The sequence below is a fragment of the Pseudorhodobacter wandonensis genome (assembly GCF_001202035.1).
Classification (GTDB): domain Bacteria; phylum Pseudomonadota; class Alphaproteobacteria; order Rhodobacterales; family Rhodobacteraceae; genus Pseudorhodobacter; species Pseudorhodobacter wandonensis.
Map to the genome: position 1 here is coordinate 252,181 of NZ_LGHT01000025.1, position 19,333 is coordinate 271,513.

A 19,333-nucleotide genomic window follows, 5' to 3' on the forward strand; every position below is an offset into this window, starting at 1 on the left:
AAAATAAATGTAAACTTCCTTAACATACCCGCTTGAAATACTGCAGGCCAATGGCAATCTTGGTAATGTAAAGCGAGTAAACATACCCTGAAACCCAACCCACGGAGAGCGCATTATGTACGACACATCGACCCAAAGCCCCCATTACGGCATTACCAGCTGGCCGCGCCGTGCGGAAAGCTGGCTGGATGATCGGGGCAAGCCAGCCTGGATTGCAGCCATGGTTCTTGGCTTTATCTTCGTCTGGCCTGTCGGCCTTGCCATTCTTGCCTATATGATCTGGAGTAAACGCATGTTCAATCGTTCCGCCTGCCGTCACCGTCGCCACCAACACGCCCCATGGAAATCGAATTCCAGCGGCAACACGGCCTTTGATGCCTATCGCGATGAAACCATTCGCCGCCTTGAAGAAGAGCAAGGCGCATTCGAGGCTTTTTTGAAACGTCTGCGCGATGCCAAAGACAAACGGGAATTCGACTCGTTTATGGATGAACGCGCGAAATCCAACGCTGCCGATGATACTGCAAAGGACGTATCGGCATACTGATCTTTTGGGCGGCCTTGCGGGGCCGCCCTACCTTCACACATAAGGACCCAAGCCCAAATGTATTCCAACGCCCTGCCCGACCCTGAATATCAACGTGAATTTTACCAAGGCGTGCCTGCAAAGCGGGGCATTGCTTGGGTGATTGATACAATCCTGACATTGATCCTGACAGCGATCATCGTACCCTTTACCGCCTTTACCGCCCTGTTCTTTTTGCCCGCCCTGTTCATCATGGTGAACACCGCCTATCGCTGGATCAGCCTTGCCAACAGCTCGGCTACGCCCGGTATGCGATTTGCCGCGATCGAATTTCGCCGTGCCGATGGCCGCGCCTTTGATACCGGAACCGCGTTTTTGCATACTTTGGGGTATGTGGTCAGCATGACCCTGGTTTTGCCGCAGATTCTGTCGGTCGCGATGATGCTTTTCACGCCAAAGGGCCAAGGGCTGACCGACACCGTGTTGGGAAGCGTGGCGATCAACAAGACTGCACGTTTCTAGTTTGATGGGCCATTTCCGCAAAACTTGCGCGGAAATCCGGTTTTCATGTTCAAAGCGGCGCACTCTTTCCTTGGCGGCGGGGTATAGTCTTGCTAACTTAGGCGAAATAATCACAATATTCGGATGTCGATGCGACACACGCTTCCCCTCGCGCCGCAGTTTTATGTGACTGCTCCCCAACCCTGCCCGTATCTTGACGGGCGGATGGAGCGTAAGCTGTTCACAGCCTTACAAGGCGAGCATGCGCAATTACTGAACGATACCTTGTCAAAACAAGGGTTCCGCCGGTCGCAGAACGTTTTGTACCGGCCCTCTTGTGCTGAATGTTCGGCCTGTATGTCGGCGCGTATCCGTGTGGCTGATTTCAAACCATCGCGCACGCATAAACGTATCTTGCGGCGCAATGCAGCATTGAAGCGCAACGCCACCAGCCCTTGGGCAACCGAGGACCAGTTCGCGCTGTTTCGCCGCTATCTGGACTATCGCCATGCCGAGGGCGGGATGGCGGATATGGATATCTTTGAATTTGCAGCGATGATCGAGGAAACCCCTATTCGCAGCCGTGTCATTGAATATTCCGAATCCGAAGGAAAAGGCCCGGCAGAGGTTTCTGCAGTCAGCCTGACGGATGTTTTCGATGACGGGTTGAGCATGGTCTATTCCTTTTATGACCCGGACCTTGCGGGGCGTTCATTGGGAACCTTTCTGATCCTCGACCATATCGAGATCGCGCTTGCTGCAGGTTTGCCCTTTGTCTATCTGGGCTACTGGGTGCCGGGCAGTAAAAAGATGGGCTACAAAGCCGGCTTTACCGGGCTAGAGATTTTCAAAGCCGGGCAGTGGCAGAAAATGGGCGACCCTACCGACCACCATGCAGAGCTGCACCCCCTGTCCGTCGAACCGATTGCCGAGCAAGTTGCCAAAATTAGCCTACCGGATGGACGGACCCCGAAAGACATGCCCACCAACCTGCCCCCCCCCCGAGCGACCCAGGAGTAATGGGATGATGCAATCAATTTCCGCTATTGCGCTGGTCGTACCCGAATACGACGCAGCGATAGATTTTTACGTGCGCGTGATGGGGTTTGACCTGACCGAGAATGTCGATCAAGGCCATAAACGCTGGGTGCGGGTAACGCCGAAAGGCGGGCAAGGCGCCTCGCTAATTCTGGCCAAAGCCGAAGGAAAACAGCAAGCAAGCGCAGTTGGAGATCAGGCCGGAGGGCGGGTATTTCTGTTTTTGGAAACCGATGATTTTGACCGTGACCACGCAAATATGTTGGCCGCCGGTGTGGTTTTTGAGGAAGCCCCAAGAGATGAACCCTATGGAAAAGTCGCCGTTTGGAATGATCCTTTTGGCAACCGCTGGGATCTTTTGCAGCGCATGTGACAGCGGCAAGTTCGCTTGCGATTTTAGCGCATCATATTGATATTTCTTAGCATTGTCGGATTGTTCGACCAAAAATCACCTTTTGCCACACGGCAATGGTTTGAAATTTTGCGGATAGGTATAGCAACCCGACTTTGGACCCAGTAGCCTTAACTTTGCTTTAAGCGATCGCTGCGAGGATGACCTCATGGCCCGCCAAATGAACAGAGAGGCTTTGATGTTCCCTTTGCGATACACCCCTCTTGCACTTGTGCTGCTCTGCGTGCCGATTGGCCTTGCGGTGGCACAGTACCACCCGATCTGGGGCGGGCTGATTACTGTTCTTGCGATGGCGTTTTCGGCACTCGGCCTGTTTGATCTGACGCAGCCGAACAGTTCTGTCCTGCGCAACTATCCCGTTTCGGCGCGGTTGCGGTTTTTGCTTGAAACCTTTCGACCGGAAATCCGCCAGTATTTTGTCGAAAGTGATCAGGATGAGACCCCGTTTTCGCGCGAACAGCGCGCGCTGGTCTATCGCCGCGCCAAAGGAATTGACGGGTTACGCCCTTTCGGCACGCTTTTGGATGTTGAAAAGATCGGCCATGAGTGGATCAACCATTCGATGAAGCCTTCGCACTTGCACAGCCAGGATTTGCGCGTGACGGTTGGTGGACCACATTGTATCCAGCCATACTCGGCCTCGGTGCTAAATATTTCGGGGATGTCCTATGGCGCATTGTCCCCGACTGCGATTGAGGCACTGAACCGCGGCGCGGCGACCGGTGGATTTGCCCATACGACGGGTGAAGGCTCTATTTCGCGGTTTCACCGCGCGGGCGGCGGTGATTTGGTTTGGCAGATCGGCTCGGGGTATTTTGGCTGTCGCAATGCCGATGGCAGCTTTTCCGAAGACAAATTCACCCAGAATGCCGCTTCGGATCAGGTAAAGATGATCGAAATAAAACTAAGCCAAGGCGCCAAGCCCGGCCATGGCGGCATTTTACCCGGCGCCAAAGTCACCGAAGCTATTGCCGAAGCGCGGGGCGTCGAGGTGGGTCAGGATTGCATCAGCCCTTCGGCGCACTCAGCATTTTCCACGCCGTTGGAACTGTGTAAGTTTGTGCAGCATTTGCGCAGCTTGTCAGGCGGTAAACCAGTGGGCATCAAGCTGTGCGTCGGCCACCCGTGGGAGTGGTTTGCCTTGGCCAAAGCCTTTGCACAAACGGGGCTGACGCCTGATTTCATTACGGTAGACGGGGCCGAAGGTGGCACAGGCGCCGCCCCCGCCGAATTTGCAGACCATTACGGCGCCCCGCTGCGCGAGGGTTTGATGCTGGTGCATAACACATTGGTTGGGCTTGGAATTCGTTACACAACCAAGATTATTGTTTCGGGCAAACTGATCTCGGCGTTTGATATTTGCCGGTTGTTTGCGCTGGGGGCTGATGCTTGCAACATGGCCCGCGGGTTCATGTTTGCCATTGGCTGCATCCAGGCGCAGTCTTGCCACAACGGCAAATGCCCGACCGGTGTGACCACACAAGACCCAAGCCGCTATCGTGCATTGGTGGTCGACGAAAAATATCAGCGCGTGGCAAGATTTCACGCAAACACCATGCACACGCTGAAAGAAGCCATTGAGGCGAGCGGTTTGCAGCACCCTAGCGATTTCACGCCACATCATTTGATGATCCGCGTGAATAGCCGCGAAGTACGCTCGGCCGCCAGTCAATACCTGTGGTTGGACCAGGGCGCGCTAATGGGCAATGATGTGACGCATCCTGCTTTTGCCAAATATTGGAATCATGCTGATCCAGAAAGTTTCGCATTTAGCATGTAATCAAGGCCGTTTAGCCAATCATTCAACCTGCCACGCGCTGCGGGACCAAGGTCGGGAAAGGCATCCGAGTGATTTGCAGCTACAACGCTGCTGGAAATAGAAATGGCTGAGCCTGCGTCACCAAAACACACCGACCAACCCAATCGTGCGGTATGGCTATACGACAAAATGTCCATTCTCGACGGGTGACGCGGAAAATGCCCCAGAGAAAGTGAGAACCCACCATTCCCAATAAAACCTAATGATTTCAAAGAAGAATGGTGGGCGATCCTGGAATCGAACCAGGCGTGAGTCGCCTCGAGGGAGTTACAGTCCCCTGCCACACCTTGCGGCCTATCGCCCACTTAGCGGGGTGAATAATGCGGGGGCTTGGGGGCGTCAAGCGCAAAGCGACGGATTTTTGAACCAAACGTTGCTTTAGCCACTGAATAAGGTTTTCCCCTTGCGCCCCCGCCCGTCAATGCCCATTCTTGGCGCCAATCTGCGGACTAGGGGCAATGAATATGACGAACCAGAAACCCACCTGGGTTATCGACAAAGAGCGCGCAAAGCGGCAGGCCGCGAATGAAACGGTTTGGCTGTTTGGCCTGCATGCCGTGCGCGATGCCCTGGTGAATCCGGCGCGTGAAAAACTGCGTTTAGTGCTGACCAAAAACGCTGCCGACAAATTGGCCGAGGCTATTGCAACCAGCGGCATGGAGCCCGAGATTGTCGACCCGCGAAAATTTGACGTGCCAATTGATGAGGGCTCGGTCCATCAAGGGGCAGCCCTACAAGCCAAACCGCTGAATTGGGGCAAGTTGGATGAGGTAGCAATTTCCGGCAAGGGCGCGGCTTTGGTCGTGTTGCTGGACCGCGTGACGGACCCGCATAACGTTGGGGCTGTGCTGCGCTCGGCCGAGGTTTTTGGCGCGCGTGCCGTTATCGCGCCGCACCGCCACTCCGCGCCGGAAACTGGCGCGTTGGCCAAGACCGCAAGTGGCGCGTTGGAACGTCAACCCTATTTGCGGGTCGGCAATCTGTCGGATGCGATGGAGGAATTGCGCGCGATGGGCTATGTGTTGATCGGTCTTGCCGGCGAAACGGATACCGACTTGTCGGATGCGTTGACCGAAGCAGGCAGCCGTCCGGTTGCACTTGTGCTTGGCGCCGAAGGGCCGGGCCTGCGCGAAAAGACCCGTGAGACTTGCGATATGTTGGCGCGGATACCTGCTGCCGGTGGGTTCGGGTCGTTGAACGTATCGAATGCGGCGGCGATCTCGCTTTATGCGGCAGCGACACGGCGCTGATTTGGGGCGGTGGTATCACAGTTGCGAGAGCGGGCTTTCAATCGGCGCAAGGGGTTCCCATGTTCATATTATGGCAGCGGGATCGGAACCCCCGTTGCACCTTGACTGTCCCTCGTTCCACACTAGCGCCCTGCCGTTCCGGCACGGGCGCTTTTTTTCGCTGAGAAGGATTTAAGAGCGTGACTGATGCCGAAATCAGAAAGATTTTGTTGAACTCTAAGGTAATTGCGCTGGTTGGCGCATCGGCCAACCCGGCGCGGCCCAGCTATGGCGTGATGCAGTTTCTGTTGGCACGCGGCAATCAAGTGATTCCGGTAAATCCGGGACTGGCCGGGCAAACCCTACAGGGACAAATGGTCTATGCCTCGTTGGCCGACATTCCGAAAGATGCGGCCGTGGATATGGTGGACGTGTTTCGCAATTCGGATGTGGTGTTGCCATTGGTCCAACAAGCCTTGGCCGATTTGCCGCAACTGCGAGTGATCTGGTTGCAGCTTGGCGTGGAAAGTGCCGCCGGGGCCGCACTGGCAGCGGAGCATGGCGTGACATGGGTACAAAACCGCTGCCCCAAGATAGAATACGCGCGTTTGGGGCTTTGATCAGCCCCGCGCCGCTTTTTCGGCGATACCAGAGGTGCCCTCGCGGCGGGTCAATTCGGCCTGCACGTCATCGAGCGTGATATCGCGGGCCGCGAGCATAACCAGAAGGTGATAGAGCACATCAGCCGCCTCGGAGGTGAGCTTGGCGCGATCCCCTTTGACCGCCTCGATGATTGCTTCGATTGCCTCTTCGCCAAACTTCTCGGCGCATTTCTCGGGGCCTTTGGCCAGCAGCTTCGCAGTCCAGCTGGAGGCCGGATCAGCGGATTTGCGCGCGGCGATGGTGTCGGACAGGCGTTGCAATGCAGTCATGTCAGCCTCATAGGGATGCCGGCGGCGGCCATATGGGCCTTGGCCTGACCAATAGTGAAATCACCAAAGTGAAAGATCGAGGCGGCGAGGACGGCAGACGCACCGCCAAGGGTGACGCCTTCGACAAGGTGGTCAAGGTTGCCGACCCCACCCGAGGCGATGACCGGCACCGACACGGCATCCGAGATAGCGCGGGTCAGTGGCAGATTAAAACCAGCGCGGGTGCCGTCTCGATCCATCGAGGTCAACAAAATTTCGCCCGCCCCTTTGGCAGCAACGGTGCGGGCAAACTCGACGGCATCAATGCCGGTCGATTTGCGCCCGCCATGGGTAAAGATTTCCCATTTGCCCGGCGAAACGGTTTTGGCGTCAATCGCCACCACGATACATTGAGAGCCAAAGCGATCGGCAGCTTCGGCCACAACATCAGGATTGGCAACGGCGGCCGAGTTGAAGGACACTTTGTCGGCGCCGGCCAGAAGCAATGCCCGTACGTCTTCATGTGTGCGCACGCCGCCGCCAACGGTTAGCGGCATGAAGCATTGCTCGGCCGTGCGTATAACCAGATCAAACATTGTGCCACGGTTTTCATGCGTGGCGTGGATGTCGAGAAAACACAGCTCATCCGCGCCAGCAGCATCGTAAGCACGTGCGGCCTCAACCGGGTCGCCGGCATCGCGCAGGCCAACGAAATTGACGCCTTTGACCACGCGGCCATCAGCGACATCGAGGCAAGGAATAATTCGGGTTTTGAGCATGAGTATTGCCTTTGAGTGAGGTAGCGGGGGCCTTGCCCCCCTTGGCCTTGCGGCCAATTCCCCCCAGGATATTTGGGCCGAACAGAAAGCGTTAGAGTTTAAGTGCTTTTAGAGCTGAAGAAAGGTCTATTGCCCCATCATAAAGGGCGCGGCCAGAGATTGCACCCGCAATCACGCCTGTATCGCGCAGCGCTGTCAAATCGGCCATGGAAGATACGCCGCCCGAGGCAATGACTGGAATGGAAACGGCGCGGGCAAGGGATTCGGTTGCCGCAATATTCGGGCCTTGCATTGCGCCGTCGCGGTCGATGTCTGTGTAGATGATCGCCGCGACGCCTGCATCTTCGAAGCTTCGGGCAAGATCGGTGGCCATGACATCGGTTTCGTTCGCCCAGCCTTTGGTTGCCACACGGCCATTGCGGGCGTCGATCCCTACGGCGACCTTGCCGGGAAAGGCGCGCGCGGCCTGACGCACCAGCGCCGGGTTTTCGACTGCCACAGTGCCAAGGATGACACGAGAGAGGCCTTTGGACAGCCAGTTTTCAATCGTCGCCATATCACGGATGCCGCCACCCAATTGGCAAGGGACTTTGACGCGGTTCAAGATAGCTTCGACGGCGGCGGCATTGACCGGTTGGCCTGCGAAGGCGCCGTTGAGGTCGACCAGATGCACCCATTCACAACCGGCAGATTCAAAGGCCGCGGCCTGTGCAGCCGGATCATCGCCAAAGACCGTGGCCGCCTCCATCTCGCCGCGCAACAGGCGCACGCATTGGCCGTCTTTCAGGTCGATTGCGGGATAAAGGATCATTGGGGTCTCCGGTTTTTTGCTTGGATTGTCTTTGGCACAGCTGCGCGGCGATGCCAAGATCTGCTGGCCGCGCGTTTGACCCGCAATTCGTACCACAATTCGACCCAACGTCACACTTGATCGGGCATTTTTTTCACCGCACTGCTGGGCTCTACGCTTTGGGAGGAGCACAGATGAAGCAAGTAGTTACCGCCGTTGCATTGGTATTGACGGCAAGCATGGCACAGGCCGCGGACCCGGTTTTCGGCATGTGGAAAACCCAAGTGGATGACGGGGCCTATGCGCAGGTGCAAATTGCCCCCTGTGGCAAAAAGATTTGCGGCACGATTGAACGGACATTCAATGCGAGCGGCGAGTATAAGTCACCGAACATCGGCAAGAAGTTGGTTTGGGATATGGCGGCCAATGGTGATGGGGCCTATTCGGGTGGCAAGATTTGGCAGCCTTCGACGGGTAAAGAGTACAAGTCAAAAATGGCGTTGAGCGGGGATGTGCTGAGCGTATCGGGGTGCTGGGGCATTATCTGCAAAAAACAAAGTTGGAGCCGCGTGAAATAAGCGCAGGATTCGGGTCGCCTTTGGCGCCGGTTTCGCGGTAGCTGATACGGATTGCCGATCAGGAGCGAGCCTATGCCACAAAATCTGAAAATGAGCGGCGCTGACTGGGGGTTGCTGGCGGCCTTGTCGCTGCTTTGGGGCGGATCGTTTTTCTTTGTGCAGCTTGCGGTGGGGCATTTGCCTGCCTTTACGATTGTGTTTTTGCGGGTGTCGCTGGCGGCTTTGGCGCTGGGTTTGGTGTTAATGCTGCGCGGCATCGGCTTGCCCAAGGGCTGGCTCGTCTGGCGGGCATTGCTGGTGATGGGGTTGTTGAACAACGCCTTGCCGTTCAGCTTTTTCGTGCTGGCGCAGGGCGAGATTGGCAGCGCGCTAGCAGCGATTTTAAATGCGACAACGCCGCTGTTTACATTGCTGGTTGCACATATTGCGACGACGGATGAGCGACTGAACGGGGCCAAACTGCTGGGCCTGACCTTGGGTTTTGGCGGGGTCGTGGTTATGATGGGCGGGGCGGCACTGTTGGGGGGCAGTGCGACGGTGCTGGCGCAAGCGGCCTGTTTGGGGGCGGCGGTATGTTACGCCTTTGCCTCGGTGTGGGGCCGACGGTTCAAGGCGATGGGTGTCGCGCCGCTAGCCACGGCCTTTGGTATGTTGGCATCATCAAGCGTGATCATGCTGCCGTTGGTTTTGGCAATAGACCGGCCTTGGCAGCTGGTCTTGCCCGGAACGGTGCCAATGGCTGCGATTTTGGGATTGGCGCTGTTGTCAACCGCGCTGGCCTATCTGTTGTATTTCCGGCTGTTGGCCAGTGCGGGCGCGGTGAACCTGGCGTTGGTCACGTTTCTAATCCCTGTCAGCGCGATTACCCTTGCGGTATTGGTGCTTGGCGAGACGTTGGCGCTGCGGCACCTGGTTGGAATGGCGCTGATTGCATGTGGGTTGGCGGTGATTGATGGACGGTGGGCGCAGAGGTTCCGGCCCTAAGGCGCCCAACGCAGGAAATTGCCGATCATCCGCAGGCCGTTCGTCTGGCTTTTTTCAGGGTGAAACTGCATGCCGACCATGTTATCGCGGCCAATAATCGCCGTGATATCGCCCGCATAATCCACATGGGCCAATCGCTCGGCAGAGTTTTCTACGCGAAAGTGGTAAGAGTGGACAAAATAGGCATGATCGCCGGTTTGCAACCCTGCCAGCACCGGATGCGAAACGCCTTGCGGATCGATAACCAGATCATTCCAGCCCATATGCGGCACTTTTAGCGCCTTGTCGGCGGGGGCAATATGCGCCACCTCGCCGCCAATCCAGTCAAAGCCCTGGGTATCGGAATATTCGCGGCCCCATGTCGCCATCATCTGCATACCAACGCAAATGCCAAGGAATGGCACAGCGCGGCGGGTCACGCCGTCCTCAATCGCCTCAAACAACCCGCCATAACTGCCCAATGCGCGGCGGCAGGCCGGAAAGGCACCATCGCCCGGCAATACGATACGGTCAGCGCGCGCCACATCTTCGGGGTTAGACGACACAAGCACCTCGCCTGCCCCCACCTCAACCGCCATGCGCTGGAACGCCTTTTCGGCCGAGTGCAGATTGCCCGAGTCGTAGTCAACCAGAACTGTCAGCATTCAGAGGCTACCTTTGGTTGACGGGATCGCATCGGCGCGGCGCGGATCGGGTTCAACCGCCTCGCGCAGCGCACGGGCAACTGCCTTGAACGCGGCCTCGGCAATGTGGTGGCTGTTGATGCCGTGGATCATATCAACATGTAGGGTGATGCCACCATGTGTGGCAAGCGCCTGAAAGAACTCGCGGACCAGCTCGGTATCAAAACTGCCGATCTTGGCGGTCGGGAAAGGCATGTTCCACACCAGATAGGGCCGTGCCGACAAATCCAGCGCGCAGCGGATTTGCGCGTCATCCATCGCCAGGTGAAAATTGCCATAGCGGCGGATACCGCGCTTGTCGCCCAAAGCTTGCGTCAGCGCTTGGCCCAACGCGATGCCCACATCTTCGACTGTGTGGTGATCATCGATGTGCAAATCACCCGTGGCTTTGACCTCGATATCAATCAGCGAGTGGCGCGCCAATTGGTCCAGCATATGGTCAAAGAACCCGACGCCGGTTTCAATCGCAGATTGGCCGGTGCCATCCAGATTGATCTCGACATAGATTTTGGTTTCGTTGGTGTTGCGGGTAAGGTTGGCCTTGCGCATGGCGGGCTCCGGTTTATTGGCTCTGGGTGGGTTATAGGGGGCAAGGGGCAGGTTGGAAAGGGGTTAGCCTGCTTTGCGATGCGGCCCGAACAGGGCGGCCAGCGCCAGTAGCGCGCCCGAGGTAACAGCTATCATCCCTGCTGCCGAAACCGCCCCCGGCAAGCCAAGCCACACGGGGCCTTGCCCGGCCAGAACATAGCCCAGCACCGCCGAAAGCGCCGCAATGATTAGGCTCAGAAACACTTGCACCCCCAAGCGGTCGGTCATCAATCGGGCTGTGGCAGGTGGACAGATCAGCATGGCGATGGTCAAAATAGATCCAACTGCCGTAAAGGCCGCAACCGCAGCCATAGCCGTTGCCGCCACAATCCCCAATGAAATCAGCCCAACGGGCAGCCCCAGTACGGCCGCGTGGCCTGCATCAAACGACGCCATGACCAGCACCCGCCAAAACACCCACATCAGCAGCGATAGCACGGCAACCACCAGCGCCAGTTGCGGCAGTTCGGGCGGCAACCCCGCCAAGGCCTCAGGGTCCAGCAAAGATTGCCACCCTTGAGCATCCAGCCAGATCAGGCTTTCCAGATTACCATAAAGCGCATGTTCCACATCCAGATGCACGCCCGATGCGCCTGTTAGTTCCAGCAACAGAACGCCAGCGGCAAACATGGTTGTAAAGCTCATCCCCATCGCCGCGCCGGGATCAACGCGCGCCAGCTTGGTCACTGCCTCGACCAACAAGGCCGCGACCAGTGCCGCAGCCCCTGCCCCCAAAAACATCGCCCAGCCTGATACCTGCCCCGTTAGCAAGAATGCGGCAATCAGTCCGGGCAAAACCGAATGGGCCATCATATCGCCCATCATAGCTTGCCTGCGCAGCAGCATGAAATTGCCGGGCAAGGCACAGGCAACCGCCGCGAAAACCCCGATCAACAAGGGCGCAAAGGACAGGACCAGAAAGTCTTCGCCCATCATAGTGCCCGCCCTTGCCGCCAACGGCCGATCACCCCGCGCCGTGGCGCAAAAATTGCCGACAGCACAAACGCAGCAAAGGCCAGCATCACAATCATCGGCCCCGTTGGCACCCCTGGCAAAGCCGCCGATAGCACCGCTCCGCCATACCCCGCCGCACCGCCAATCCCTGCCGCAACCACGGCCATTATTCCGACACGGTCGGTCCACATCCGCGCAGCAACCGCAGGCGTTATCAGCAGCGCCACCACCAGTATCGCCCCTACCACGCGAATGCCCAACAGCACCACGGCCAACACCAAGACCATCAAGGCCGCATCCACCCACGCAGGCCGCACACCCATCACCTGCGCATAGCCCGGATCAAAGGCAACCATCACCAACAGACGCCGCAATGCCACCAATGCCGCAATCACCAGCGCACCACCCCAGGCGATCAGCAACACATCCTCGCGCAGCATACCCGCGGTCGAGCCAAGCAAAAAGCCTTCAAGCCCCGCTTGCCGCCCTGCCCCCAATCCCTGAATATAGGTCAGAAGCACAATCCCCGCACCGTAGAATGTCGACAGCACAATGCCGATCGCCGCATCCTCGGGCAAACGCGTGCCGCGTACCAAACTTTGCAGCACCCATAACCCCAATAGCGCCGACAAACCTGCCCCGAGCAACAATCCTGGCAAAAACCGCCCCTCGCCCCCCAGCGCGACCATCACCAAAAACGCAATCCCGACTCCGGGCAACGTCGCATGTGCCATCGCATCCGGCACAAGGGACCTGCGGCGCAAAAACAAGAATGCCCCGACAGCGCCCATCGCCATACCCAACGCCATCGCGCCCAGCGTCACAAGCGTGGCATTATACCCTGATTGCAACAACAGCGCCTGGATCAACCCGTCCTTTTTCATTGGGCCCCTTGCCCATCATCTATTCTTAAATATCCCCGCCGGAGGCAAAATTTTCGCAGAAAATTTGCGCTTCCTGCCAACACATTTTCCATTCTACACCGCCAGCACAGGCGGTAATGCGCCGCCATAGGTCTCGCGCAGGGCTTCTGGCGTAAATACCTCGGAAACGGCCCCCGCCGCGATTACATGCCGGTTCAACAGCACCACGCGGTCAAACCATAAAGGCACAGATGCAAGATCATGATGCACGGCCACCACCGCAGCACCTTCGTCACGCAAGGCTTGCAACACACTGACAATCGCGGCCTCGGTTTTTGCATCGACACCGGCAAAGGGTTCGTCCAGCAAATACAGGCTCGCCCGCTGCGCCAGGGCCCGCGCCAAGAATACCCGTTGCTGTTGCCCACCCGACAAGGCACCGATTTGACGCTTGGCAAACTCGGTCAACCCAACCCTCGCGAGGCACTCCATCGCCCAAGCCCGATCAGCGGCGCGTACAGGCCGAAGCAATCCAAGTTCGCGCTGCATACCCATCAGCACGACATCTATCACCCGTATCGGAAAATCCCAATCTACCGAAGCACGTTGCGGCATATAGGCCACTTTGGCACGCACTTGTGCCAAAGGTTTGCCAAAAAACAGTGCATGTCCACCTGCTTTGGGCACCACCCCCAAAGCCGCCTTTAACAGGCTGGATTTCCCCGCGCCATTCGGCCCGACAATCGCGGTCATTGCACCTGCGGGAAAATCGGCACTTACCTGCTCTACGACTGTCACCGCGCCATAGCGCACCGACAGTGTATCAATGCTTAGGGCTGTCATACGCCTGCCGCGAGTTTGCCCGCAAACCCGCGCTGCGGTACATTCGCCCCCAAGGCACGGGCAATCACCGTGATATTATGGTCCATCATACCCGGATATGTGCCTTCATAGGTGCCCTCGACGCCCATGGCATCCGAGAACAGCTCGCCGCCAATCACAACCTGATGACCTTGTGCAGCCGCCCCTTCTACCAAGGCGCGCATTGCACGCGCCGGAACCGAGCTTTCGACGAAAACCGCCTTGATCTTGCGGGCGACCAGCATGTCAACCAATTCACCAATCCGTGCAAGGCCGGCCTCGCTTTCGGTTGAAATCCCTTGCAGGCCTTCCACCTCAAACGCGTAGGCGCGACCGAAATAGGAAAACGCGTCATGGGCGGTCACCAAAACCCGCGCCTCTTCCGGCACTTGCGTCAGAACATCACGGGCATACCCATCCAGCGCACGAATCTCTGCGCTATAGGCCGCCGCATTCGCGGCATGCAGATCGGCATCGTTGGGGGTCAGCTCTGACACAGCGCTTTGCACGGCAGCCACCGCGTCAAGCCAAAGTATCGGATCCATCCAGACATGCGGGTCATGGTGGTCGGCATAGCCTGCCCAAGACAGCAGCCTATCCTTCGGAATTGCCTCGGCAACCGGAACCACGGGTACACGGCGCGCAATATCAGCTATGAAATCAACCAGCTGCGCCTCAAGCCGCAAGCCATGCCATAACACAAGATCGGCGCGCAGCATTGCGGCAATATCACTGCGGGTCTGGCGATAGCTGTGCGGGTCCACCCCCGGCCCCATCAGCGCGTTCACAGTGCCGCCGCTGATCCGCCGGGCGGCATCGGCAATCATGCCTGTGGTCGCCACGATTGTTGGGGCCGATGTTGCCAAGCCTGCCTTGGGCAATGCAAGCAAGAGAGGAGCGGCCAGCATGGCCCTACGAGTCAGGTGCGTTTTATCTGTCATGCAGCCTGCAATATTGCGAATGGTTCGCAAAGTCAATGAAATTGAGAACCATTCGCAAGTTTATACCGCTGCCTTAGCGCCGCAGACCAGTTTCCACCAACATGCCGCGCCGTTTTGCCTCGTAATAATAACCTTTTGAATACCAGCTTTCGGCCGCATCCTGGCTGCCATTGGACACGAGCCAAGCGCCGCGCAAATACTTAACCCCGAATTTCAGGTTGGTTTCGGCATCCAAAAGCCCGCTCGGGCTGCCGCGATAGCCCATACCTTGTGCCGTGGCGGGCAAAAGCTGCATCAATCCGAAATACGGGCCGTTGCGGGCCTCGGGGCGATGATGGCTTTCGCGTAGAATGATGCGGTGAACCAAAGAGCGCGGCACCTTATAATGATCGGCATATTTATTGATGAGAAACCGCAGCTTCGGGGTCTCATTCACATATAAAGGTGGATCGAACTTTTGGTTTCGATACGGATCGCGCCCGTTTGAATTTGGGCCCGCGCAAGCAGATACCAAAGCGATCGCCCCCAACATCGCCGTGCGGCGCGTGATCTTCTGCATCAAATTCTCCTTGCGTCAATGTAACCTCATTAACTTTGAGACAATTTTCTGGCAAACGCTGGTTTCGACCAGCGGCTTTTTTCCGCCTATTGCCAGATCAGGAACCTTGTATTGGAATGTACTTTCAATTCGGGAAAACCGCCCTGCGACGGATGTCCCTGCCTGAAATCGGCCAATTGTACTGCCGGCAGCTTTGCCTTAACGTCGCCCGAGACGAGCCACTTTTGCAGACCTATCCAGGGGGAAGACAGATGTCAGATACGGCCAATTACAGCTTTGATACCTTGCAGATTCACGCGGGCGCAAACCCTGATCCGGCGACGGGCGCACGGCAGATCCCGATTTATCAGACCACGGCCTATGTGTTTCGCGATGCCGATCACGCGGCAGCATTGTTCAACTTGCAAGAAGTTGGTTACATCTATTCGCGCCTGACCAACCCAACCGTCGCCGCCCTTGCCGAACGGATTGCAGCGCTTGAAGGCGGTGCGGGCGCTGTCTGCTGCTCGTCCGGTCACGCGGCGCAGTTGATGGCGCTGTTTCCGCTGATGCAGCCTGGTTGCAACGTCGTTGCCTCGACCCGGCTTTATGGCGGTACAATCCAGCAGTTCACGAACACGATCCGCAAATTCGGCTGGTCGGCCAAGTTTGTCGATTTCGACGATCTGGAAGCACTGGAAGCGGCTGTCGATGACAATACCCGCGCGATTTTCTGTGAAAGCATCGCGAACCCGGGTGGCTATATCACCGATATTCCGGTAGTGGCCAAGGTGGCCAACAAAGTGGGCTTGCCGCTGATTGTAGATAACACGACCGGCACGCCCTATCTGTGCCAGCCGATTAAGCTGGGCGCGACTTTGGTTGTGCACTCAACAACGAAATATTTGACCGGAAACGGCACTGTTACCGGCGGCTGTGTGGTGGATAGCGGCACGTTTGACTGGTCGGCGAGTGGCAAGTTCCCAAGCCTGTCCGAGCCGGAACCAGCCTATCACGGGATCAAATTCCATGAAGCGCTTGGCGGCATGGCCTTTACCTTCCATTCCATCGCCATCGGTTTGCGCGATCTGGGCATGACGATGAACCCGCAAGGCGCGCATTACACGTTGATGGGGATTGAAACCCTGTCGCTGCGCATGGCGCGGCATGTGGAAAACGCACAGAAAGTGGCCGAATGGCTGGAAAAGCATCCCAACGTCGAGAAAGTCACCTATGCGGGGCTGGACAGCTCGCCCTATAAATCGCGGGTGGCGACGGTTTGCCCTAAAGGGGCTGGTGGGCTGTTTACCGTCTCGTTGAAAGGCGGGTATGAAGCCTGTGTCAAGCTGGTGTCGAACCTAAAATTGTTCAGCCATGTGGCGAACTTGGGCGATACGCGCAGCCTGGTCATTCACCCGGCCTCGACCACGCACCGCCAGCTTTCCGAGGCCCAGCAAGTGGCCGCAGGCGCCGCGCCGAATACGCTGCGGCTGTCAATCGGGATCGAAGATGCGGGCGATATTATCGCCGATCTGGAACAGGCTTTGGCCAAAGGTTAAAGAGTGGTCGGCCTGCAAAAGAACAGTTGCAGGCCGACGCTTTGTGGTGCGGGGCGCTAAAGCGCACCCTACCCTTGCCGAAGGAACGGGTTAACCCGACCTGCGCGCACAGAGCATTGGCCTGACGGCCCCCTGCCCAGTTTGCTCCGGGCAGGGAAATTTCGTAGTTTTGGCAACTTTATTCAATATGCCAAAGGTTCTTTTTTGCCTTGCCGTTTTCATAGAGCCGCAGTGATTTGGCGTCGACCTGCTCAACATCCCAACAGGCGTGACCATCGCCCCAGTTTTCACACCATTTGTCCCCTTCGACATACCATTTGGATGCCATCGAATACGCCTTTGATTGTTCCCTTCTTGGTATCACCCTTTTTCGCGCTATAGGTTTGGGTCCACGGGATACCTCGGGCGGTTTTACCGTTTATGGTTGCGCCCGGAAATGGCGCAAGCAACTGATCTTGTTTTAAAAATTGCTGGGCCGCCGCGGCTTGGGGTAAAACAAGTGCCGCCAGAAACCCGATTTTCAGGAATTCTTTAAAATGGTGTAGGCATCCTCCACTCTTTTGCATGATTTCCTCCTATCAAAAAGAGTAAATCAAGGATGCGCTTGCTCTCGAGACAGGTCAATTGGTAGTATTTTTAGTGTGTATCTCGGGCCAATTCTTGCTGTCGAGGCATGGAGGGCAGCCCTATTGAGCCGCCTTCAGAAGTGCGCCTAGCCGTTTGATACCTTCGGCGATTGTCACCTCATCCACGCGCGAGAATGAAAGGCGAATGGTATTGCGGCCGGAACCGTCGGCAAAGAAGGCCGAACCAGGCACAAAGGCTACCTTTTGGTTTTGCAAGGATTTTGCCAAAAGCGCGGCGCCATCCATGCCTTTGGGCAGCGTGATCCAGACGAACATGCCACCCTCGGGCCGCGTCCATTCAACACCGGCGGGCATGTGTTTGGCCAAAGCGGCAAGCATGGCGTCGCGGCGGGCACGATAGGCGGCTTTGATTTTGGCGACATGGTCTTCAAATATCTTACCCGCCACATCAGCGATGGCCATTTGGTTCAGTGTCGAGGAATGCAGGTCGGCGGCTTGCTTCATCAGGACAAGGCGGCTGATGACCTCCTTGGCGCCACAAATCCAGCCGACGCGCAGACCGGGGGCAAGCGTTTTGGAAAACGAGCCGCAATAGAGCGTGCGGCACGCCTCGATACTGCCCTTTTGCGCGATCTCCATCGCAAGGATCGGTGGGATAGCCTCGCCATCAAAGCGCAGGGATTGGTAGGCAGCGTCTTCAATAATCGCGATGTCCAGGTCCTCGGCTAGCTGCAACATGGTTTCGCGGGTGGTATGGTCAAGCGTTTCGCCTGTGGGGTTGGCAAAATCGACCGACATATAGGCAAATTTTACACGGCCACCTTTGGCAGCGGCGGTTTGCGCATAGTCGGCGGCCGCGCGGTTGCCACGCGGATCAAGGCGGTCGTACTCTGGTTCATAGGCGTTGAACGCACCAAGCGCGCCAAGGTATGTGGGCCAACCCACAAGCGCCGTATCTTTGGGGGTAAGGAACAGTTTTCCCAAGTAATCAAGTGCTTGCTGCGACCCCGAGGTGATAAGGATGTTGTCCGCATCGCATGGCACACCGATGCGGCCCATTTGCCCGGCGATCCAGTCGCGCAGCGGTTTATACCCTTCGGATACCGAGTATTGCAGCGCCGCCTCGGCACGCGGGCCGCTTAGGATGTCGCTGATTGCAGATTGGAATTCAGCGGCGGGAAAAAGCGCTGGGTCAGGGATGCCGCCTGCGAATGAGATGATGTCGGGTTGGTCGAGCAGCTTGAGCAGCTCGCGGATTTCGGACGCCTTCATGCGGCTGGTGCGGCTGGCGAAAACGTGGTCCCAATTCATCTGTTGTCCCTTCCCCGAAATGGCTCGGAGAAGGAGTGGCGCGGATTTGAGAGTAAGTCAATAAGGCTGACGTAAGCGCAGGATCAGTTAGGCTGAACAAGCTGCCAAGTGATGGTGACCGACGCGGAAAGCGAAAGCTCGCCGCCTTCGACCGGGGTGTCGGCCATTGCGGCACGGGCAAATTGCGGGGCTGGGTTATAGGTGTCGGCCTCGGTGATGGTCACAATCGGGCCAAGGGTGACACCCGCCGCTGAGGCAAAAATCTCGGCGCGATGGCGGGCATCGGCAACAGCCGCCTCACGCGCATTGTCGAGCAAGGGCGCGGGTGCCGTAATACCGAATTGCACCCCGCCCAATGTGTTCGCACCGTCACCAATCGCGGCGTCCAAGATGGAACCAAGCGAGGCCAGATCGCGCACCCGAACCGCGAGTTGGTTGGACGCGGTATAGCCGTCGATTCTGTTGCTGCCCCCACTGCTGTTGGACCAGTTTGGTTGCAGCGAAAGGTTTGAGGTTTGCAAATCGCGCGGCGCGATTCCTGCAGATTTGAGCGAGGCCAGAACCACCGTCAACTGGCTGGCATTCCCCTCCATCGCCGCGCGGGCAGTTTTGGCCGTTGTCGTCACACCAAGCGAGACAGTCGCCATATCGGGAGCAGCGGCAACTTGGCCTTGGCCGGTGATGGTAATCTGCGCGGCCGCAGTTTCGGCAGCACATGGGGCGGCGAAAGCAAAAAAGGCTGGAAAAATCAGGCTGTAGTAGGCGCGCATGTCGGGTTCTCCTAGGTTTTGCGTCTGCTGTCTTAGCAATGACACGGGCAAATAGCAGAGTCTTGGCGGATTTGGGCCGATTGTGTTGAAAAATCGAGGGCTTTTTCTTTC

Annotated in this window: 23 protein-coding genes and 1 tRNA gene; 10 read left to right on the forward strand and 14 right to left on the reverse strand. The window is 57.4% G+C overall.

Annotation, left to right across the window (positions count from 1 at the left end):
- The first annotated feature begins 115 nt into the window (after positions 1-115).
- The 5 genes from AKU79_RS05210 (at position 116) to AKU79_RS05230 (ending at position 4,257) form a co-directional block, all read left to right on the forward strand.
- Positions 116-547 carry a DUF2852 domain-containing protein gene (locus AKU79_RS05210; protein WP_050522502.1) on the forward strand — a complete coding sequence of 144 codons (432 nt, stop codon included), beginning with the start codon at positions 116-118 and terminating at the stop codon, positions 545-547.
- A 57-nt stretch (positions 548-604) separates the two neighbouring features.
- Positions 605-1,048, forward strand: coding sequence for an RDD family protein (locus AKU79_RS05215; protein ID WP_050522503.1), 444 nt, complete (start codon positions 605-607; stop codon positions 1,046-1,048).
- A 129-nt stretch (positions 1,049-1,177) separates the two neighbouring features.
- On the forward strand, positions 1,178-2,047 hold the full coding sequence (locus tag AKU79_RS05220; protein WP_050522753.1) for an arginyltransferase: 870 nt from the start codon (positions 1,178-1,180) through the stop codon (positions 2,045-2,047).
- 7 nt (positions 2,048-2,054) lie between these two features.
- Positions 2,055-2,438, forward strand: a complete 384-nt coding sequence (locus tag AKU79_RS05225; protein ID WP_050522754.1) for a VOC family protein — start codon at positions 2,055-2,057, stop codon at positions 2,436-2,438.
- 187 nt (positions 2,439-2,625) lie between these two features.
- Entirely contained in the window at positions 2,626-4,257 is a 1,632-nt protein-coding gene (locus tag AKU79_RS05230; protein ID WP_050522504.1) for an FMN-binding glutamate synthase family protein, read from the forward strand.
- Between the two features lie 258 nt (positions 4,258-4,515).
- Here AKU79_RS05230 and AKU79_RS05235 read toward each other — a convergent pair.
- Positions 4,516-4,599 (reverse strand) — tRNA-Tyr (locus tag AKU79_RS05235).
- Between the two features lie 161 nt (positions 4,600-4,760).
- Here AKU79_RS05235 and rlmB point away from each other — a divergent pair.
- Both rlmB and AKU79_RS05245 read left to right on the forward strand, forming a co-directional pair.
- Positions 4,761-5,546 carry a 23S rRNA (guanosine(2251)-2'-O)-methyltransferase RlmB gene (gene rlmB, locus AKU79_RS05240; protein WP_050522755.1) on the forward strand — a complete coding sequence of 262 codons (786 nt, stop codon included), beginning with the start codon at positions 4,761-4,763 and terminating at the stop codon, positions 5,544-5,546.
- A 179-nt stretch (positions 5,547-5,725) separates the two neighbouring features.
- A complete protein-coding gene (locus AKU79_RS05245) occupies positions 5,726-6,145 on the forward strand; it encodes a CoA-binding protein (RefSeq protein ID WP_050522505.1) in 420 nt (139 codons plus the stop codon).
- On the opposite strand, the gene AKU79_RS05250 is transcribed toward AKU79_RS05245, so the two are convergent.
- The 3 genes from AKU79_RS05250 to hisA form a co-directional block, all read right to left on the reverse strand.
- The gene (locus tag AKU79_RS05250) at positions 6,146-6,457 is read right to left on the reverse strand and encodes a phosphoribosyl-ATP diphosphatase (RefSeq protein ID WP_050522506.1); all 312 of its coding nucleotides are present in this window, start codon (positions 6,455-6,457) and stop codon (positions 6,146-6,148) included. It abuts the gene before it with no gap.
- Positions 6,454-7,215 carry an imidazole glycerol phosphate synthase subunit HisF gene (gene hisF / locus AKU79_RS05255; RefSeq protein WP_050522507.1) on the reverse strand — a complete coding sequence of 254 codons (762 nt, stop codon included), beginning with the start codon at positions 7,213-7,215 and terminating at the stop codon, positions 6,454-6,456. The genes AKU79_RS05250 and hisF overlap by 4 nt, the downstream gene beginning before the upstream one ends.
- Positions 7,216-7,306: 91 nt before the next feature.
- The gene (gene hisA, locus AKU79_RS05260; RefSeq protein ID WP_050522756.1) at positions 7,307-8,026 is read right to left on the reverse strand and encodes a 1-(5-phosphoribosyl)-5-[(5-phosphoribosylamino)methylideneamino]imidazole-4-carboxamide isomerase; all 720 of its coding nucleotides are present in this window, start codon (positions 8,024-8,026) and stop codon (positions 7,307-7,309) included.
- Between the two features lie 173 nt (positions 8,027-8,199).
- Between hisA and AKU79_RS05265 the strand changes: the two genes are divergently transcribed.
- Positions 8,200-8,583, forward strand: a complete 384-nt coding sequence (locus AKU79_RS05265; RefSeq protein WP_050522508.1) for a DUF2147 domain-containing protein — start codon at positions 8,200-8,202, stop codon at positions 8,581-8,583.
- A 72-nt stretch (positions 8,584-8,655) separates the two neighbouring features.
- A complete protein-coding gene (locus tag AKU79_RS05270) occupies positions 8,656-9,567 on the forward strand; it encodes a DMT family transporter (protein ID WP_050522509.1) in 912 nt (303 codons plus the stop codon).
- Here AKU79_RS05270 and hisH read toward each other — a convergent pair.
- From hisH to AKU79_RS05305, 7 genes are all read right to left on the reverse strand, one after another.
- Positions 9,564-10,211, reverse strand: coding sequence for an imidazole glycerol phosphate synthase subunit HisH (gene hisH / locus AKU79_RS05275; protein ID WP_050522510.1), 648 nt, complete (start codon positions 10,209-10,211; stop codon positions 9,564-9,566). The two genes, AKU79_RS05270 and hisH, sit on opposite strands and share 4 nt — an antisense overlap.
- Complete coding sequence (hisB, locus tag AKU79_RS05280) at positions 10,212-10,799, reverse strand: imidazoleglycerol-phosphate dehydratase HisB (protein ID WP_050522511.1); 588 nt, start codon at positions 10,797-10,799, stop codon at positions 10,212-10,214. It abuts the gene before it with no gap.
- A 63-nt stretch (positions 10,800-10,862) separates the two neighbouring features.
- Positions 10,863-11,771 carry a metal ABC transporter permease gene (locus AKU79_RS05285; RefSeq protein ID WP_050522757.1) on the reverse strand — a complete coding sequence of 303 codons (909 nt, stop codon included), beginning with the start codon at positions 11,769-11,771 and terminating at the stop codon, positions 10,863-10,865.
- Positions 11,771-12,676 (reverse strand): metal ABC transporter permease, encoded by a 906-nt coding sequence (locus AKU79_RS05290; RefSeq protein WP_050522512.1) that lies wholly within the window; start codon positions 12,674-12,676, stop codon positions 11,771-11,773. Before AKU79_RS05290 ends, AKU79_RS05285 begins: the two co-directional genes overlap by 1 nt.
- Before the next feature lie 93 nt (positions 12,677-12,769).
- Positions 12,770-13,498 carry a metal ABC transporter ATP-binding protein gene (locus AKU79_RS05295; protein ID WP_050522513.1) on the reverse strand — a complete coding sequence of 243 codons (729 nt, stop codon included), beginning with the start codon at positions 13,496-13,498 and terminating at the stop codon, positions 12,770-12,772.
- Positions 13,495-14,457, reverse strand: coding sequence for a metal ABC transporter solute-binding protein, Zn/Mn family (locus tag AKU79_RS05300; RefSeq protein WP_156209485.1), 963 nt, complete (start codon positions 14,455-14,457; stop codon positions 13,495-13,497). The genes AKU79_RS05295 and AKU79_RS05300 overlap by 4 nt, the downstream gene beginning before the upstream one ends.
- A gap of 73 nt (positions 14,458-14,530) precedes the next feature.
- Positions 14,531-15,016, reverse strand: a complete 486-nt coding sequence (locus AKU79_RS05305; RefSeq protein WP_050522514.1) for a lytic transglycosylase domain-containing protein — start codon at positions 15,014-15,016, stop codon at positions 14,531-14,533.
- Positions 15,017-15,267: 251 nt separating this feature from the next.
- On the opposite strand from AKU79_RS05305, the gene AKU79_RS05310 reads away from it, so the two are divergent.
- Positions 15,268-16,554: an O-acetylhomoserine aminocarboxypropyltransferase/cysteine synthase family protein gene (locus AKU79_RS05310; RefSeq protein ID WP_050522515.1), complete on the forward strand. Its 1,287-nt coding sequence runs from the start codon at positions 15,268-15,270 to the stop codon at positions 16,552-16,554.
- 287 nt (positions 16,555-16,841) lie between these two features.
- On the opposite strand, the gene AKU79_RS19205 is transcribed toward AKU79_RS05310, so the two are convergent.
- From AKU79_RS19205 to AKU79_RS05320, 3 genes are all read right to left on the reverse strand, one after another.
- Complete coding sequence (locus tag AKU79_RS19205; RefSeq protein ID WP_156209488.1) at positions 16,842-17,120, reverse strand: hypothetical protein; 279 nt, start codon at positions 17,118-17,120, stop codon at positions 16,842-16,844.
- 120 nt (positions 17,121-17,240) lie between these two features.
- A complete protein-coding gene (locus AKU79_RS05315; protein WP_050522516.1) occupies positions 17,241-18,452 on the reverse strand; it encodes an aminotransferase-like domain-containing protein in 1,212 nt (403 codons plus the stop codon).
- Between the two features lie 83 nt (positions 18,453-18,535).
- On the reverse strand, positions 18,536-19,222 hold the full coding sequence (locus AKU79_RS05320) for an SIMPL domain-containing protein (RefSeq protein WP_050522517.1): 687 nt from the start codon (positions 19,220-19,222) through the stop codon (positions 18,536-18,538).
- Positions 19,223-19,333 lie beyond the last annotated feature (111 nt).

Bases quoted from the DNA above. Each gene is read 5' to 3' on its own strand.
- rlmB (WP_050522755.1), top strand. From the start codon at position 4,761: ATGACGAACCAGAAACCCACCTGGGTTATCGACAAAGAGCGCGCAAAG.
- AKU79_RS05320 (WP_050522517.1), bottom strand. From the start codon at position 19,222: ATGCGCGCCTACTACAGCCTGATTTTTCCAGCCTTTTTTGCTTTCGCC.
- hisA (WP_050522756.1), bottom strand. From the start codon at position 8,026: ATGATCCTTTATCCCGCAATCGACCTGAAAGACGGCCAATGCGTGCGC.
- AKU79_RS05295 (WP_050522513.1), bottom strand. From the start codon at position 13,498: ATGACAGCCCTAAGCATTGATACACTGTCGGTGCGCTATGGCGCGGTG.
- hisB (WP_050522511.1), bottom strand. From the start codon at position 10,799: ATGCGCAAGGCCAACCTTACCCGCAACACCAACGAAACCAAAATCTAT.
- AKU79_RS05290 (WP_050522512.1), bottom strand. From the start codon at position 12,676: ATGAAAAAGGACGGGTTGATCCAGGCGCTGTTGTTGCAATCAGGGTAT.
- AKU79_RS05285 (WP_050522757.1), bottom strand. From the start codon at position 11,771: ATGGGCGAAGACTTTCTGGTCCTGTCCTTTGCGCCCTTGTTGATCGGG.
- AKU79_RS05250 (WP_050522506.1), bottom strand. From the start codon at position 6,457: ATGACTGCATTGCAACGCCTGTCCGACACCATCGCCGCGCGCAAATCC.
- AKU79_RS05215 (WP_050522503.1), top strand. From the start codon at position 605: ATGTATTCCAACGCCCTGCCCGACCCTGAATATCAACGTGAATTTTAC.
- AKU79_RS05305 (WP_050522514.1), bottom strand. From the start codon at position 15,016: ATGCAGAAGATCACGCGCCGCACGGCGATGTTGGGGGCGATCGCTTTG.
- AKU79_RS05300 (WP_156209485.1), bottom strand. From the start codon at position 14,457: ATGACAGATAAAACGCACCTGACTCGTAGGGCCATGCTGGCCGCTCCT.
- AKU79_RS05230 (WP_050522504.1), top strand. From the start codon at position 2,626: ATGGCCCGCCAAATGAACAGAGAGGCTTTGATGTTCCCTTTGCGATAC.
- hisF (WP_050522507.1), bottom strand. From the start codon at position 7,215: ATGCTCAAAACCCGAATTATTCCTTGCCTCGATGTCGCTGATGGCCGC.
- AKU79_RS05220 (WP_050522753.1), top strand. From the start codon at position 1,178: ATGCGACACACGCTTCCCCTCGCGCCGCAGTTTTATGTGACTGCTCCC.
- AKU79_RS05225 (WP_050522754.1), top strand. From the start codon at position 2,055: ATGCAATCAATTTCCGCTATTGCGCTGGTCGTACCCGAATACGACGCA.
- AKU79_RS05270 (WP_050522509.1), top strand. From the start codon at position 8,656: ATGCCACAAAATCTGAAAATGAGCGGCGCTGACTGGGGGTTGCTGGCG.
- AKU79_RS05315 (WP_050522516.1), bottom strand. From the start codon at position 18,452: ATGAATTGGGACCACGTTTTCGCCAGCCGCACCAGCCGCATGAAGGCG.
- hisH (WP_050522510.1), bottom strand. From the start codon at position 10,211: ATGCTGACAGTTCTGGTTGACTACGACTCGGGCAATCTGCACTCGGCC.
- AKU79_RS05265 (WP_050522508.1), top strand. From the start codon at position 8,200: ATGAAGCAAGTAGTTACCGCCGTTGCATTGGTATTGACGGCAAGCATG.
- AKU79_RS05210 (WP_050522502.1), top strand. From the start codon at position 116: ATGTACGACACATCGACCCAAAGCCCCCATTACGGCATTACCAGCTGG.
- AKU79_RS05310 (WP_050522515.1), top strand. From the start codon at position 15,268: ATGTCAGATACGGCCAATTACAGCTTTGATACCTTGCAGATTCACGCG.
- AKU79_RS19205 (WP_156209488.1), bottom strand. From the start codon at position 17,120: ATGCAAAAGAGTGGAGGATGCCTACACCATTTTAAAGAATTCCTGAAA.